The 13,400-nt window shown below is 61.6% G+C and carries 13 protein-coding genes; 12 read left to right on the plus strand and 1 reads right to left on the minus strand.

Translation table 11 applies throughout. From position 1 onward, the window contains the following. Window positions 1–84 precede the first annotated feature (84 nt). A complete protein-coding gene (gene glgC / locus GNH96_RS09315) occupies window positions 85–1,359 on the plus strand; it encodes a glucose-1-phosphate adenylyltransferase (protein WP_169603421.1) in 1,275 nt (424 codons plus the stop codon). A 103-nt stretch (window positions 1,360–1,462) separates the two neighbouring features. Next, a complete protein-coding gene (gene malQ / locus GNH96_RS09320) occupies window positions 1,463–2,947 on the plus strand; it encodes a 4-alpha-glucanotransferase (RefSeq protein WP_169603422.1) in 1,485 nt (494 codons plus the stop codon). Between the two features lie 10 nt (window positions 2,948–2,957). On the opposite strand, the gene nadB is transcribed toward malQ, so the two are convergent. After that, window positions 2,958–4,559, minus strand: coding sequence for an L-aspartate oxidase (gene nadB, locus GNH96_RS09325; RefSeq protein ID WP_169603423.1), 1,602 nt, complete (start codon window positions 4,557–4,559; stop codon window positions 2,958–2,960). 158 nt (window positions 4,560–4,717) lie between these two features. On the opposite strand from nadB, the gene rpoE reads away from it, so the two are divergent. The 10 genes from rpoE to era are packed head-to-tail and all read left to right on the plus strand — an operon-like array spanning window position 4,718 to window position 13,346. Further along, window positions 4,718–5,317 carry an RNA polymerase sigma factor RpoE gene (gene rpoE / locus GNH96_RS09330; RefSeq protein WP_456085589.1) on the plus strand — a complete coding sequence of 200 codons (600 nt, stop codon included), beginning with the start codon at window positions 4,718–4,720 and terminating at the stop codon, window positions 5,315–5,317. 20 nt (window positions 5,318–5,337) lie between these two features. Beyond that, entirely contained in the window at window positions 5,338–5,844 is a 507-nt protein-coding gene (locus GNH96_RS09335; protein ID WP_169603424.1) for a sigma-E factor negative regulatory protein, read from the plus strand. An 18-nt stretch (window positions 5,845–5,862) separates the two neighbouring features. Then, window positions 5,863–6,867, plus strand: coding sequence for a MucB/RseB C-terminal domain-containing protein (locus tag GNH96_RS09340; protein ID WP_169603425.1), 1,005 nt, complete (start codon window positions 5,863–5,865; stop codon window positions 6,865–6,867). Between the two features lie 5 nt (window positions 6,868–6,872). Further along, entirely contained in the window at window positions 6,873–7,313 is a 441-nt protein-coding gene (locus tag GNH96_RS09345) for a SoxR reducing system RseC family protein (protein WP_169603426.1), read from the plus strand. Window positions 7,314–7,370: 57 nt separating this feature from the next. Continuing rightward, window positions 7,371–8,792, plus strand: coding sequence for a DegQ family serine endoprotease (locus tag GNH96_RS09350; RefSeq protein ID WP_169603427.1), 1,422 nt, complete (start codon window positions 7,371–7,373; stop codon window positions 8,790–8,792). Beyond that, window positions 8,789–10,594, plus strand: coding sequence for a translation elongation factor 4 (lepA, locus tag GNH96_RS09355; RefSeq protein ID WP_169603428.1), 1,806 nt, complete (start codon window positions 8,789–8,791; stop codon window positions 10,592–10,594). Before GNH96_RS09350 ends, lepA begins: the two co-directional genes overlap by 4 nt. A gap of 15 nt (window positions 10,595–10,609) precedes the next feature. After that, window positions 10,610–11,398 carry a signal peptidase I gene (gene lepB / locus GNH96_RS09360; protein ID WP_169603429.1) on the plus strand — a complete coding sequence of 263 codons (789 nt, stop codon included), beginning with the start codon at window positions 10,610–10,612 and terminating at the stop codon, window positions 11,396–11,398. A 3-nt stretch (window positions 11,399–11,401) separates the two neighbouring features. Beyond that, on the plus strand, window positions 11,402–11,779 hold the full coding sequence (locus tag GNH96_RS09365) for a DUF4845 domain-containing protein (RefSeq protein WP_169603430.1): 378 nt from the start codon (window positions 11,402–11,404) through the stop codon (window positions 11,777–11,779). After that, window positions 11,776–12,468, plus strand: coding sequence for a ribonuclease III (gene rnc / locus GNH96_RS09370; RefSeq protein WP_169603431.1), 693 nt, complete (start codon window positions 11,776–11,778; stop codon window positions 12,466–12,468). Before GNH96_RS09365 ends, rnc begins: the two co-directional genes overlap by 4 nt. Further along, on the plus strand, window positions 12,465–13,346 hold the full coding sequence (gene era, locus GNH96_RS09375; protein ID WP_169603432.1) for a GTPase Era: 882 nt from the start codon (window positions 12,465–12,467) through the stop codon (window positions 13,344–13,346). The genes rnc and era overlap by 4 nt, the downstream gene beginning before the upstream one ends. Window positions 13,347–13,400 lie beyond the last annotated feature (54 nt).

Here is a 13,400-nt window from a genome sequence, read left to right on the forward strand (position 1 = left end):
GCCGAATATGCGATGTCTGTGGCAGGATGTTACCAGATTTCCCACCGCGCATGTCCGAGTCAGGAACAGGAATAGGAGTCCCATATGTCGGAGTCGATGCACCCACCATCCCGTTTCGTAAGTCGGCTGACCCGGCAAACCCTGGCCCTGATCCTCGCCGGAGGGCGCGGCAGCCGGCTGCAAAAACTGACCGAATGGCGTGCCAAGCCGGCAGTACCTTTCGGCGGCAAGTTCCGGATCATCGACTTCCCCCTGTCCAATTGCATCAATTCCGGGATACGCCAGGTCGGCGTGCTGACCCAGTACAAGGCGGACTCGCTGATCCGCCACATCCAGCAGGGATGGGGCTTCCTGCGCGGTGAACTGGGCGAGTTCATCGACATCATGCCCGCCCAGCAGCGCCTGCAGGAGAGCTGGTACGCGGGCACCGCCGACGCGGTGTACCAGAACCTCGACATCATCCGCCAGCGCGATCCGGAATTCATCATGATCCTGGCCGGCGATCACGTGTACAAGATGGACTACGGCCTGATGCTGGCCTATCACGTGGAAAGGAAGGCCGATCTCACCATCGGCTGCATGGAGGTGCCGCTCGCCGATGCCCGTGCGTTCGGCGTGATGCAGATGGATGCCGAGCAGCGTATCCAGAAATTCGTCGAGAAGCCCGCCGACCCGCCGGCCATGCCGAACCGCCCGGACCACGCGGCAGCCTCGATGGGCATCTACATTTTCAACACGGCGTTTCTGTTCGAGCAGCTCATCAAGGACGCCGACACCCCGGGCTCGAACCACGATTTCGGGATGGACATCATCCCGCAGGTCATCCAAAAATACCGCGTCTTCGCCTACCGTTTCCGCAACGCCCAGAGCGGGGTGCAGGCCTACTGGCGCGACGTGGGGACGGTGGATTCGTACTGGGCCGCCAACATGGAGCTGATCGGGGTCGATCCGGAGCTCAACCTTTACGACCGGGAATGGCCGATCTGGACCTATCAGGCCCAGACCCCGCCGGCCAAGTTCGTGTTCGACGACGACGACCGGCGCGGCATGGCGGTGGATTCGATGGTCTCGGGCGGATGCGTCATCTCCGGCGCCGACGTCCGCCACTCCTTGCTGTTCTCGAACGTACGGGTGAATTCGTTCTCGCGGGTGCGCGACTCGGTGATCCTGCCCGACGTGAACGTCGGCCGCCATTGCCGCATCAATAGGGCGGTGATCGACAAGGGATGCAACATCCCGCCCAACACCATCATCGGCGAAAATCTCGAAGAGGACCGCAAGAGATTTTACGTCAGCCCCGATGGTATCGTGCTGGTGACGCCCGATTGTCTCGGCCAGATGCTGCATTTCCACCGCTGATAAGACTTGAAGGTACCGTCGGGACGGCCCGTTCTCCGGCCCGGCGGCCGGGGCATGCCTGCCGCAGTATGGCTCCACCCGTTGTTTTTGATGTCATAGCTACATGGATGCTCACGGAATTTTCGATCGGCGCCGCGCGGGCATTCTGCTCCACATCAGTTCCTTGCCCGGCGGTCCGGGAAACGGGGACCTGGGGGCGGATGCCTTCCGTTTCGTGGATTTTCTCGCCGCCGCCGGCGTCACCGTATGGCAGACGCTGCCGATCAATCCGACCCACGAGGACGGCTCGCCCTACCAATGCACTTCGGTGCACGCCGGAAACCCCCTGCTGATAGGACTGGACTGGCTGGTCGAGCGCGGACTGCTGGAAGCCGATGCCATCCCCGCCGCCGACGATCCGGTAACGGCGCGGCAACGGGCGTTGCGCCGAGCCTTCGAATCCTTTCGCCGGCGCGGAACCTCCGATGCCCTGTGTTCCGCATTCGGCGATTTCGTCAGCGCCAACGACTGGTGGTTGGCCGATTACGCCTTGTACGCCGCGCTCAAGGAGGTCAACGGCGGCCTGCCCTGGCAGGCCTGGCCCCCGGCCTTGCGGGACCGAAAACCCGATGCACTCGCCTCCGCCTGTACCTTATATGCCAATACGATAGCCCGGGTCCGGTTCGAGCAGTTCGTGTTTTTCGAGCAGTGGCACGGTTTGCATGAGCACGCCAAGAGGCTGGGCGTCCTCCTGTTCGGCGATATGCCGATCTTCGTCGCCTCGGACAGCGCGGAAGTCTGGGCCGGGCGGGATTATTTCGAACTGGGCGAAGACGGCGAGCCGCGCGTCGTCGCCGGGGTGCCGCCGGATTATTTTTCCGCCACCGGCCAGCGCTGGGGGAATCCCCACTACAACTGGGACAACATGGCGCGTTCCGGCTTCTCCTGGTGGATCGACCGGCTGCGCACCCAGCTTGGGCTCTACGATCTGATCCGTATCGACCATTTCCGCGGGTTCGAAGCGTACTGGGAAATTCCCGCGTGCTCGGAAACGGCGATGGAGGGGCGCTGGGTCAAAGCCCCCGGCGAAGCGCTGCTGGCGCGTTGCGTAGAGGTGTTCGGCGAGTCCCTGCCGCTGGTGGCGGAGGATCTGGGCATCATCACCGCCGAGGTAGAATCATTGCGTAGGCGTTTCCGCATCCCCGGCATGCGGATACTCCAGTTTGCTTTCGAAGGCGGCTCCCAAAATCCTTATCTGCCTCATAACCACGCCGTGGACAGTGTCGTCTATACCGGGACTCACGACAACGACACGACTCTGTCCTGGTTCGAGGGGCTGTCCGCAGATCGGCAGAGCTATGTCTACGACTATCTCGGCCGTTCGGGACTGCCCATGCCGGCGGCGCTGGTGCAGGCCGCCATGGCTTCGGTTGCGCGCCTAGCCATCGTGCCCATGCAGGACGTGTTGGGATTGGGCCAGGGGCACCGCATGAACACGCCGGGCACGGTGGGCAACAACTGGCATTGGCGCTTCGACTGGGCGCAACTGCGCGATGAGCACGTCGAGCACCTCGCTCACCAGATTCGAATGTACGGCCGGTCAGCTTGAAGGTGGGGATTTAGGGCACGAGTACCGTGTCTTTCGGCGGGTGACTATCGTCCGGCGCCGGATAATCGAGGGTGAAGTGCAGTCCGCGGCTCTCCCTCCTTTGCAAGGCCGAGCGGATGATGAGTTCGGCGACGATGACCAGGTTACGAAGCTCCAGCAGATCGCTGGTCACCCGGAAGTTGCCATAGTATTCGGCAATTTCCTGCTTGAGCAGCTCCGCCCGGTGCAGGGCGCGTTGCAGCCGTTTGTCGGTCCGCACGATGCCGACGTAGTCCCACATGAAGCGCCGGATTTCGTCCCAGTTATGGGACACGACGACTTCTTCGTCGGAATCCGTGACCTTGGATTCGTCCCACTCCGGCAATGCCGGCGGGAGAGGAATATCCGGCAGCCGGTTCAGGATGTCCAGGCTCGCCTGCTTGGCGAACACCAGGCACTCCAGCAACGAGTTGCTGGCCATGCGGTTGGCGCCGTGCAGGCCGGTACAGGCCACCTCGCCGACGGCATAGAGCCCTTCGATATCGGTCCGTGCCAGACGGTCGGTCACCACCCCTCCGCAAGTGTAATGGGCGGCCGGTACCACCGGGATGGGCTCACGGGTCATGTCCATGCCCAATTCCAGGCAGCGCGCATGAATCGTTGGGAAATGGCTCCGGATGAACTCGGCCGGCCGGTGGCTGATATCGAGGTAGACGCAGTCGGCGCCCAGTCGCTTCATTTCATGGTCGATGGCGCGCGCCACGATGTCGCGCGGAGCCAGTTCGCCACGCGGGTCGAACCGGTGCATGAAAGCGCTGCCATCGGGCAGCAGCAACCGGCCGCCTTCGCCTCGGACTGCTTCCGAGATGAGAAAGGAACGAGCGTGCGGATGGTAAAGGCAAGTCGGATGAAACTGGATGAACTCCATGTTCGCGACCCGCGCGCCCGCGCGCCAAGCCAGCGCGATGCCGTCTCCGGTGGAGACGTCGGGATTGCTGGTGTAGAGATAAACCTTGCTGGCGCCGCCGGTTGCGAGGGCAATGACGCGGGCGCGGAACGTTCGGATCCGTTGCTGCCGGGCATCGAGCACATAGGCGCCCAACACGCGCCGGGGGCCTGAGAGCCCCAGTTTGGCCGAGGTGATCAGGTCGATCACGTTGTGGTATTCGAACAGCTCGATATTGGGATGGGCTCGGGCATGCGCCTCCAGCGAGGATTCCACCACCTGCCCGGTTGCATCGGCTGCGTGGACGACCCGTCGGTGGGTATGGCCACCTTCCCGGGTCAGGTGCAGATGGTGGGCACCATCGGTGCTTTCGATTTCGGTGAAGGCGACGCCGTGCTGGAGCAGCCAGTCGATGCATTCTTTGCCTTGAGACACCACCAAACGCACGACGTCCGGATCGCACAAGCCGGCGCCCGCTACCAGGGTGTCTTCGATGTGCGATTCGAGGGAGTCCTGCGCGTCGAGCACCGCCGAGATGCCGCCCTGGGCGTAGCGCGTGTTGCCTTCGCTCAGGGCAACCTTCGACAGGACGGCGACTCGCGCGCCGTCGGCGAGTCGCAAGGCCAAGCTGAGGCCGGAAGCACCGCTGCCGATGATGAGCGCGTCGTAGGTGATGTCCTTGTCCATGGGTATCGCTGTGTTAAGGGCATGTTACAGCAAATCGGTTTTGCGTTGAAGCGCGCTTCCGAACGTAAGATAATCGAAGCCCTGCTTCCGCCTATCCGTTCCAGCAGGGGATCGTGAATGCCCGCGATTCCGAGGATTTCCCGGAAGGAAAGGGTGTGATGTCCAAGGCGAACCGTGGAATGGAGATGAGTGAACAACTGGATGAGGAACTCGTCAGGCGGGTGCAACGCGGCGACAAGAAGTCCTTCGACTTACTCGTCAGAAAGTACCAGTACAAGATCACCCAGCTCATTTCCCGCTATATCAAGGATCCCTACGAATCCCTCGATGTGGCGCAGGAGGCTTTTATCAAGGCTTATCGAGCGCTGCCGGGGTTTCGCGGGGACAGCCAGTTCTATACCTGGCTCTACCGCATTGCGATCAATACAGCAAAAAACTACCTTGTCACCCGGTCACGCCGGCCCAGCGAAGACGAATTCGACGTCGAATCTGCGGAACAATTCGAGAATGGCTATCGTCTAAAGGATGTCGACACGCCCGAAGCGGCGGTGTTGAGTGACGAATTGGCGGCCACGATTCAATCGGCTCTGAACGAGTTGCCGGAAGAACTTAAGCTGGCTATAACTCTGAGGGAGCTGGAGGGGCTGAGTTACGACGAAATCGCAGAAGTCATGAGCTGCCCGGTGGGTACCGTGCGCAGCCGTATCTTCAGGGCAAGGGAAGCCATAGACAAACGGCTCAGGCCGTTACTCGATTGATAGAGGACAGGAACCGAACGATGTTGGACGAGCATATGGCACAGAAGGCCTCTGTTTTCGTGGATAACGAGATGGGCTTTGCCGAAGCGCAGGACTATTTCCGGCTGATCGAAAAGCGGGAGGATGTCCGTTCTGTCGTGAGTCGGTATTACTTGATCGGTGAAGTGCTCCGCACGGGCCGGATGCCGCTCGGTGGTGATCTGGCGGATCGCGTGGCGCGCCAGGTTGCCGTCGAGCCGACGATTCTGGCCCCCGCAATGGCGAAGTCATCCGATACCTTTCGAAGACACATCGTGACCGGCGCGCTCGCGGCTTCCCTGGTGGCGATGGCGGTTTTCGTCTGGAGAGGCTTGAGCGGTTTCACCGCATTCGACGGTGGCCCATCCGCCGGTTCGGGCATGGCCTTGGCCGAGGCGCGAATCGATCCCGAAATGCAGGCCTATCTGCTGGCTCACAGCGGGACTTCCCACCTGGCGGGAGCCGGGACGCTGATGCCGTACATGAGGCTGGTCAGCTATGAGCAATAACCTCACCCGAAGCCGGCCATGGTCAGAATTCGAGTAATCGCGGCGGCCCTGGGGGCCGTCGTTGCATTTGGTCGCCTGCCGCCGTCCCGGGCGGACGATGCGCCGCAGGCGCTCGGTGCACGGGCCGGTGTCGAGTGGCTGTCGAACATGCGCAATGCCATGGTCCGCCTCAATTATCGGGGCCTGGTGGCTTATTTGAAGGACGACAAGGTCAACAGCATGGAGTTCGTCCACGGCATGTCGAACGGCATCGAGCACGAGCGGCTGACCTCGCTGAACAGTCCGATGCGGGAAATCGTCAGAGACGGCGATCTGGTCCGGTTCTTCTTTCCCGAGACGAAGTCGGTCATGACGGAACGCGTGCCTTCGAACCATTCGTTCCTGGTCGATCTACCCGAGTCGTTCGTCGGCTTGTGCGACTATTACGCATTCCTGGTCGGCGGACAGGAGTACGTGGCGCAGCGGCGTGCCCAAAGCATCGACATCATACCGGTCGACGACTACCGCTACGGGCGTAAGTTATGGATCGACATCGAGTCCCATCTGCCGCTGCGCTTCGAATTGCTCGATGAGAACAACAGACCGGTCGAACAGATGGTGTTCACCTCACTGGAGATATCGGGCGATGCGCCCGCCCGGGGGGTGGCGCCGGCGGCGGCATCCGATACTTACTCGGAACAGTCGTCGAAACGGGAGGTCATACCCATCGAGTCGATGGATTGGAGCCTGGACAGCGTTCCCGTGGGTTTCCGTATCAGCGGCTACAGCCGCATCCAGCAGCCGCCCCTGAAACATCCCATCGAACATATCTTGTTGAGCGATGGGCTCTCATCTGTTTCAATCTACGTAGACGAACTCAAGGAAGAGCCCTTCCTCGAGAGGCTGAAGAAAATTGGCGCCGTGAATGCTTATACCCGGAAAATCGACGGTTTCGTCGTGACTGTGATGGGGGAAGTGCCGCCCAAGACCGTTCAAATGATCGCCAATGGCATCCGCTACCAGAAATCCAACGAAAAACCGTGACGTGAATGATTGAGGAAGAGGCAATAGTCACCGAGGTCGAAGGGCATTCGATCTGGGTGGAAAAGTTCCAGAAATCGGCCTGCGGAAGCTGCGCCCAAGGCTGCAGTACGTCCTTGGTGGCCCGGATGCTGGGCGACAAGCCCATGCGCCTTAAGGTCGACGCGGACGGCCCGATGTCTCCGGGAGATCGCGTGATCATCGGGGTGGAAGAGGGCGCTCTGCTCGCCGGTTCTTTCAGAATGTACCTGTTGCCCCTGTTTTTTCTCCTCGGCGGCGCCTTGCTGGGCAAGCTGCTGGCCGACCAGGGAGTGTTCGCTTCGGCCGATGCCGGTTCGATCTTCGGCGGCCTGCTCGGTCTGGGACTGACGTTCGTATTGCTCAAGTATTGTCCCGGCCTCCATGGGCAGGATCTTCGCCCGGTATTCATTCGCCGCATTTCCCGCTAAGGCGCCCCGGATTTTTCGGGTGCGCCATTGCCGCCGCCTTTGCATTCAGGAGTCACCATGTTTAAGAGATACCGCTTCGCCGGCGTGATTTGGGCGGTCCTGGTTCTTGCTGCTCCCCCGGCCGCCCGGGCACAGCTTCCCGATTTCACCAATCTGGTCGAACAGAACAACGCGGCCGTCGTGAACATCAGTACCACGCAGAAAGTGGCGGCCAACGAACAACAGATGCCGGAGGGCCTGGAAATTCCGGAAGGCACGCCATTCGACGATTTTTTCCGGCATTACTTCGGCGAAGGCGGAGGCAGCGATGGCCAGCCCAGCGAGGCGAAGTCTTTGGGCTCGGGTTTCATCATGTCGGCGGACGGCTACATCATCACCAACCACCACGTGGTGAAGGGTGCCGATGAGATCGTCGTGCGCCTGCAGGACCGACGCGAACTGGTCGCCAAGATCGTCGGTTCCGACAAGCGCAGCGACGTCGCCCTGCTCAAGATCGAGGCCGCCCAGTTGCCTACGGTCAAGCTGGGCTCGTCGGAAAAGCTCAAGGTCGGCGAATGGGTGCTCGCCATCGGCTCGCCCTTCGGCTTCGATCACTCGGCCACCGCCGGCATCGTCAGCGCCAAGGGACGCAGCCTTCCCAGCGACAACTATGTGCCCTTCATCCAGACCGACGTGGCCATCAATCCCGGCAATTCCGGAGGCCCCCTGTTCAATCTGAACGGCGAGGTGGTCGGGGTCAATTCCCAGATTTACAGCCGCACCGGCGGTTTCATGGGGCTGTCCTTCGCGATTCCCATCGAGGTCGCCATGCAGGTAGTGGACCAGCTCAAGGTCAGCGGGCGCGTCTCGCGCGGCTGGCTCGGTGTCCAGATCCAGGACGTGACGCGGGAGCTGGCCGAGTCCTTCGGCATGAAGAAGCCGCAGGGTGCCCTGGTGTCCAAGGTGCTGCCGAAGAGCCCCGCCGAAGCGGCCGGTATCCGGGTCGGCGACATCGTCCTGGAGTTCAACGGACAGGCGGTGGACACGTCGGCGACGCTGCCGCCCATGGTGGGCATGACCAAGGTCGGCGAAGTGGCCAAGATCAAGCTCTTGCGCAGCGGCGCCATCAAGGAATTGAGCATCAAGATCGGCTCTCTCCCCGATGAGGAAGAACCGGCCATGGGCGCTGCTGAGCCCGATGCCGTGCCGCTGAAACGCATGGGCGCCAGCGTGGCGGACTTTACGCCCGAGCTGCGGGAGCAGTTCGAGGTGCCTCGCGGCGGGGTCATCGTGTACAGCGTCAGTCCCGGTCCGGCCTACGACGCAGGCCTTAGACGCGGTGACGTGATCCTCCGGATCCAGGACAAGGAAATCAACAGCGTGAAACAACTGGTGGAGATGGAAAAGACCCTGCCGACGGGAAAATCCCTGGCGGTTCTGGTGCAGCGGCGCGATGGTTCCATCTTCCTGGCGATGAAATTGAAAGACGAAAAGCAGTGACCGACCTAACGCACATACGCAACTTTTCCATCATCGCGCATATCGACCATGGGAAATCGACGCTTGCAGACCGTTTCATCCAGATGTGCGGAGGCCTGAGCGACCGTGAGATGGCCGAGCAGGTGCTCGATTCCATGGACATCGAGCGCGAGCGCGGCATCACCATCAAGGCCCAGAGCGTTACGCTCGATTACAAAGCCAAGGACGGCGGCACCTATCAGCTCAATTTCATCGACACGCCGGGACACGTCGATTTTTCCTACGAAGTGTCCCGTTCGCTGGCGGCCTGCGAAGGCGCCTTGCTGGTGGTGGATGCCGCCCAGGGTGTGGAAGCCCAAAGCGTCGCGAACTGTTACACGGCCATCGAGCAGGGGTTGGAAGTGCTGCCGGTGCTGAACAAGATCGATCTCCCCTCGGCCGATCCGGTGCGCGTCAAGAGCGAGATCGAGGAGATCATCGGCATTCCGGCGGAAGACGCGGTGGAGATCAGCGCGAAGACCGGCTTCGGTGTCGATGCCTTGCTCGAAGAACTGGTGAAGAAGATCCCGGCGCCCAAAGGTGACGCCGATGGACCGCTGCAGGCGCTGATCATCGATTCCTGGTTCGACAACTACCTCGGGGTGGTATCCCTGGTCCGGGTGGTGAACGGCTCGATTTCGCGCAAGCAGAAGATCACCATCATGTCCACCGGCAAGAGCCATCTGGTCGAGAAACTGGGCGTGTTTACGCCCAAGCCGCTGGACAAAACCGTGCTGAACACCGGCGAGGTGGGCTTCGTGGTGGCCGGCATCAAGGACATCTTCGGTGCGCCGGTGGGCGACACCATCACCACCACCGACCGCCCGACCACGGAAGCCTTGCCGGGATTCCAGAAGGTCCAGCCGCGGGTATTCGCAGGGCTTTATCCGGTGGACTCGGAGGACTACGAGAATCTCCGGGAAGCGCTCAACAAGCTGCATCTGAACGACGCCGCCCTGCACTTCGAGCCGGAAGTCTCGCAGGCCTTGGGATTTGGTTTCCGCTGCGGCTTCCTCGGCATGCTGCACATGGAGATCATCCAGGAGCGGCTGGAGCGCGAGTACGACCTGGATCTCATCACCACCGCGCCGACCGTGGTCTATGAGGTCGCCAGGTCCGACGGCACGGTGATACCGGTCGACAACCCCGCCGACCTTCCGTCGCCGAACGAGATCGAGGAAATCCGCGAACCGATCATCGAGGCCAACATTCTGGTGCCGCAGGATTATCTGGGTGCGGTCATCAGCCTGTGCATCGAAAAGCGCGGCGTGCAGAAGAAGCTGCAATACATGGGCGGGCAGGTGGCCTTGAGCTTCGAGTTGCCCCTGAGCGAGGTGGTGCTCGATTTTTTCGACCGGCTCAAATCGTGCAGCCGCGGCTTTGCCTCCTTCGATTACGAATTCCTGCGCTTCCAGGCCGCGCCTTTGGTCAAGCTCGACATCCTGATCAACGGCGAGAAGGTGGATGCGCTGTCCCTGATCGTGCACCGCGACATCAGCATGAACCGTGGCCGCGACCTGGTCGAGAGGATGAAGGACCTGATCCCGAGACAGATGTTCGAAGTGGCGATCCAGGCCGCCATCGGCTCCAAGATCATCGCCCGCTCCACGGTCAAGGCCATGCGCAAGAACGTGCTGGCCAAGTGCTACGGCGGCGACATCACCCGCAAGCGCAAGCTCCTGGAAAAACAGAAGGCCGGCAAGAAACGGATGAAGCAGGTGGGAAAGATCGACATTCCCCAGGAAGCGTTTCTCGCCGTGCTGCGCGTCAACAAGGATTCCTGATAACGGTTGCATCCGATGGACTACGATTTTTCTTTCTTTCTGGTCGCCGCCACGTTCGTCACCGGCGCGGTTTGGGGCGGTTACGCGCTTTGGCTGAAGCGACATCCCTTGCCCGCCGGCGCGGCGCACAAGGAGCCGCTGCTGGTGGAATATGCCCGGTCGTTCTTCCCGATCGTGCTCATCGTCATGCTGCTGCGTTCCTTCCTGGTGGAACCGTTCCGCATCCCGTCAGGCTCCATGATGCCCACGCTCTTGATCGGTGATTTCATTCTGGTCAACAAATTCATCTACGGCATCCGCCTGCCGGTGCTGAATACCAAGGTCATCGAAATGGGCGAGCCCGCGCGGGGCGATATCGTGGTATTCCGCTTCCCCAAGGACCCGACCGTCGATTACATCAAGCGCGTGATCGGTCTGCCGGGCGACAAGATCGGCTATTACAACAAGCAGCTCTACATCAACGGCAAGCCCATCGCCCAGACTTCGCTCGGTACCTACGAAGGCGTGGGGCAGGGTGCCAGCATGAGCGGGGCGGAGCTGCTGTTGGAAGACCTCGAAGGCGTCAGGCACGACATTTTGATCCGCCGCGGCCAGCCGACGGTGGAGGGTGAGTTCACCGTACCCGAAGGCAGCTATTTCGTGATGGGCGACAACCGCGACAACAGCAACGACAGCCGCTACTGGGGTGTCGTTCCGGAAGCCAATCTGGTGGGGAAGGCCTTCTTCATCTGGATGAGCTGGGATTTCGAGAATGGCGGCATCGGCTTTTCCCGCCTGGGTACCGTGCTGAACTCGGGACGCTGAATCATGCGCGGCACGCCCCAGCGTCTGCGCGGGCTGACCTTCATCAGCTTCGCCGTGTTGATGGCGGTGGCGGGCTTCTTCATGATGCTGCTGTTCCGCATCGGGCCGGTTTATCTCAATCACTACAAGGTCCGCAGCTCGCTGGAATCGCTGAAATCGGACCCGGAACTGCTGGAGAAGACTCGCGAGGATATCCTCAAGGCTTTGGAGCGGCGCTGGGATATCAACATGGTGGATGGCGTGACGACGAAAGACGTGAAGATTACCCGCAGCGAAGGAGTCCTGCGCGTCCAGATCGCTTACGAAGTGGTCAAGCCCGTCATGGGCAACATCGATGCGCTGATCCGCTTCGACGACCGGATCGAGGTCGCGCGGCATTGATTCGCAGCCACGAGCATTTGGCGCGCAAGCTCGGCGTCCCGTTCAGTGATCCGAGCCTGCTCAGGAACGCCCTGACTCACCGCAGCGCCGAAGGCGCGAACAACGAGCGCTTGGAGTTCCTGGGCGATTCCGTGCTCGGCTTCGTGGTCGCCGAGTACCTCTACCAGCGCTTTCCTTCGGCGGATGAGGGCGTGCTGAGCAGGCTCCGGGCGACTCTGGTCAACGAAACCGCCTTGGCGAAGATCGCGCGGGAGCTGGATCTCGGTGAATACCTCATCCTGGGTTCGGGCGAACTCAAGAGCGGCGGCTACCGGCGCGATTCGATCTTGTCCGACGCCCTGGAAGCCGTCCTCGGCGCCGTGCTGCAGGACCAGGGCATCGACGCCTGCCGGACATTGATCCTCCAGCTGTTCGAGCGGCCGTTGTCCGCTTTGTCGCTGGACGACTGGAAAAAGGACCCAAAAACGCGTCTGCAGGAGCTGATGCAGGGGCGTGGCCTGCCGCTGCCGGTTTATACCCTGATCGCCCAGTCGGGACTGCCGCACGACCAGCATTTTCAGGTGCGGTGCGAGATTCCGCTGCAGGTCGAGCCCTGCCTCGGCGAAGGCAGCTCCCGCAAGAAGGCCGAACAACAGGCGGCGGAAAACATGCTCAACCGCCTTTCCGAGCAATCGAGGATAAGCGTTTGAAATCAGGCTACGTGGCCTTGGTGGGCCGCCCCAACGTCGGCAAGTCGACCCTGCTCAACCATCTGCTGGGCCAGAAGCTCAGCATCGTCTCGCGCCGGCCGCAAACCACCCGCCACCGCATTCTCGGGATCAAGACCGACGAGCGCGGTCAGGCGATTTACGTCGACACGCCCGGCATCCATGGCGGCGGGCAGCGGGCCATGAACCGCTATCTCAACCGCACCGCGATCTCATCGCTGCTCGGTGTCGACCTCATCGTCTGGCTGGTGGATCAGGCCGGCTGGCTGCCGGATGACGCGCTGGTCATGGCCCGGATCAAGGAGGCCAAGCTCCCCGTGATCCTCGCCATCAACAAGGTCGATCGCCTCAACGACAAGGACGTCCTGCTGCCGTTCGTCGCCGAGGCCGACGCGCTGGGGATGTTCTCCGACATCGTGCCGATCTCGGCGCTCAAGGGCGTCAACTTGCCGGTGCTGGAAAAGCGCATCCTGGCGCTCCTGCCCGAGGGCGAGCCGATCTATCCGGAAGACCAGATTTCCGACCGGCCGGAGCGCTTCTTCGTGGCGGAAATCATCCGCGAGAAGCTGTTCAACCGCTTGGCACAGGAGGTGCCGCACGCGCTCACCGTCCAGATCGAGCAGTACAAGGAGTCCCAGACCCTGGTCCGCATCCATGCCGTCATCTGGGTGGAAAGGGAAGGGCAGAAAGCCATCGTCATCGGCAAGAGCGGCGAGGTCCTGAAACGGGTCGGCGAAGCATCGCGCAAGGATCTGGAGCGCATGCTGGAGCGGCGCGTCTATCTCGAACTCTGGGTCAAGGTCAAGCGCGGCTGGTCGGATAGCGAACGGGCATTGCAGGCCCTGGGCTATGCCGAGTGATCTCGCCTGCCGCGGGAATGCTCTCCCGGCCGCGATCTCTCGGGGGCTGAAGCC

The organism is Methylococcus geothermalis (genome assembly GCF_012769535.1).
GTDB lineage: Bacteria > Pseudomonadota > Gammaproteobacteria > Methylococcales > Methylococcaceae > Methylococcus > Methylococcus geothermalis.

Bases quoted from the DNA above. Each gene is read 5' to 3' on its own strand.
- nadB (WP_169603423.1), bottom strand. From the start codon at position 4,559: ATGGACAAGGACATCACCTACGACGCGCTCATCATCGGCAGCGGTGCT.
- GNH96_RS09365 (WP_169603430.1), top strand. From the start codon at position 11,402: ATGCGCGGCACGCCCCAGCGTCTGCGCGGGCTGACCTTCATCAGCTTC.
- lepB (WP_169603429.1), top strand. From the start codon at position 10,610: ATGGACTACGATTTTTCTTTCTTTCTGGTCGCCGCCACGTTCGTCACC.
- rpoE (WP_456085589.1), top strand. From the start codon at position 4,718: ATGTCCAAGGCGAACCGTGGAATGGAGATGAGTGAACAACTGGATGAG.
- GNH96_RS09340 (WP_169603425.1), top strand. From the start codon at position 5,863: ATGGTCAGAATTCGAGTAATCGCGGCGGCCCTGGGGGCCGTCGTTGCA.
- malQ (WP_169603422.1), top strand. From the start codon at position 1,463: ATGGATGCTCACGGAATTTTCGATCGGCGCCGCGCGGGCATTCTGCTC.
- glgC (WP_169603421.1), top strand. From the start codon at position 85: ATGTCGGAGTCGATGCACCCACCATCCCGTTTCGTAAGTCGGCTGACC.
- GNH96_RS09335 (WP_169603424.1), top strand. From the start codon at position 5,338: ATGTTGGACGAGCATATGGCACAGAAGGCCTCTGTTTTCGTGGATAAC.
- GNH96_RS09345 (WP_169603426.1), top strand. From the start codon at position 6,873: ATGATTGAGGAAGAGGCAATAGTCACCGAGGTCGAAGGGCATTCGATC.
- GNH96_RS09350 (WP_169603427.1), top strand. From the start codon at position 7,371: ATGTTTAAGAGATACCGCTTCGCCGGCGTGATTTGGGCGGTCCTGGTT.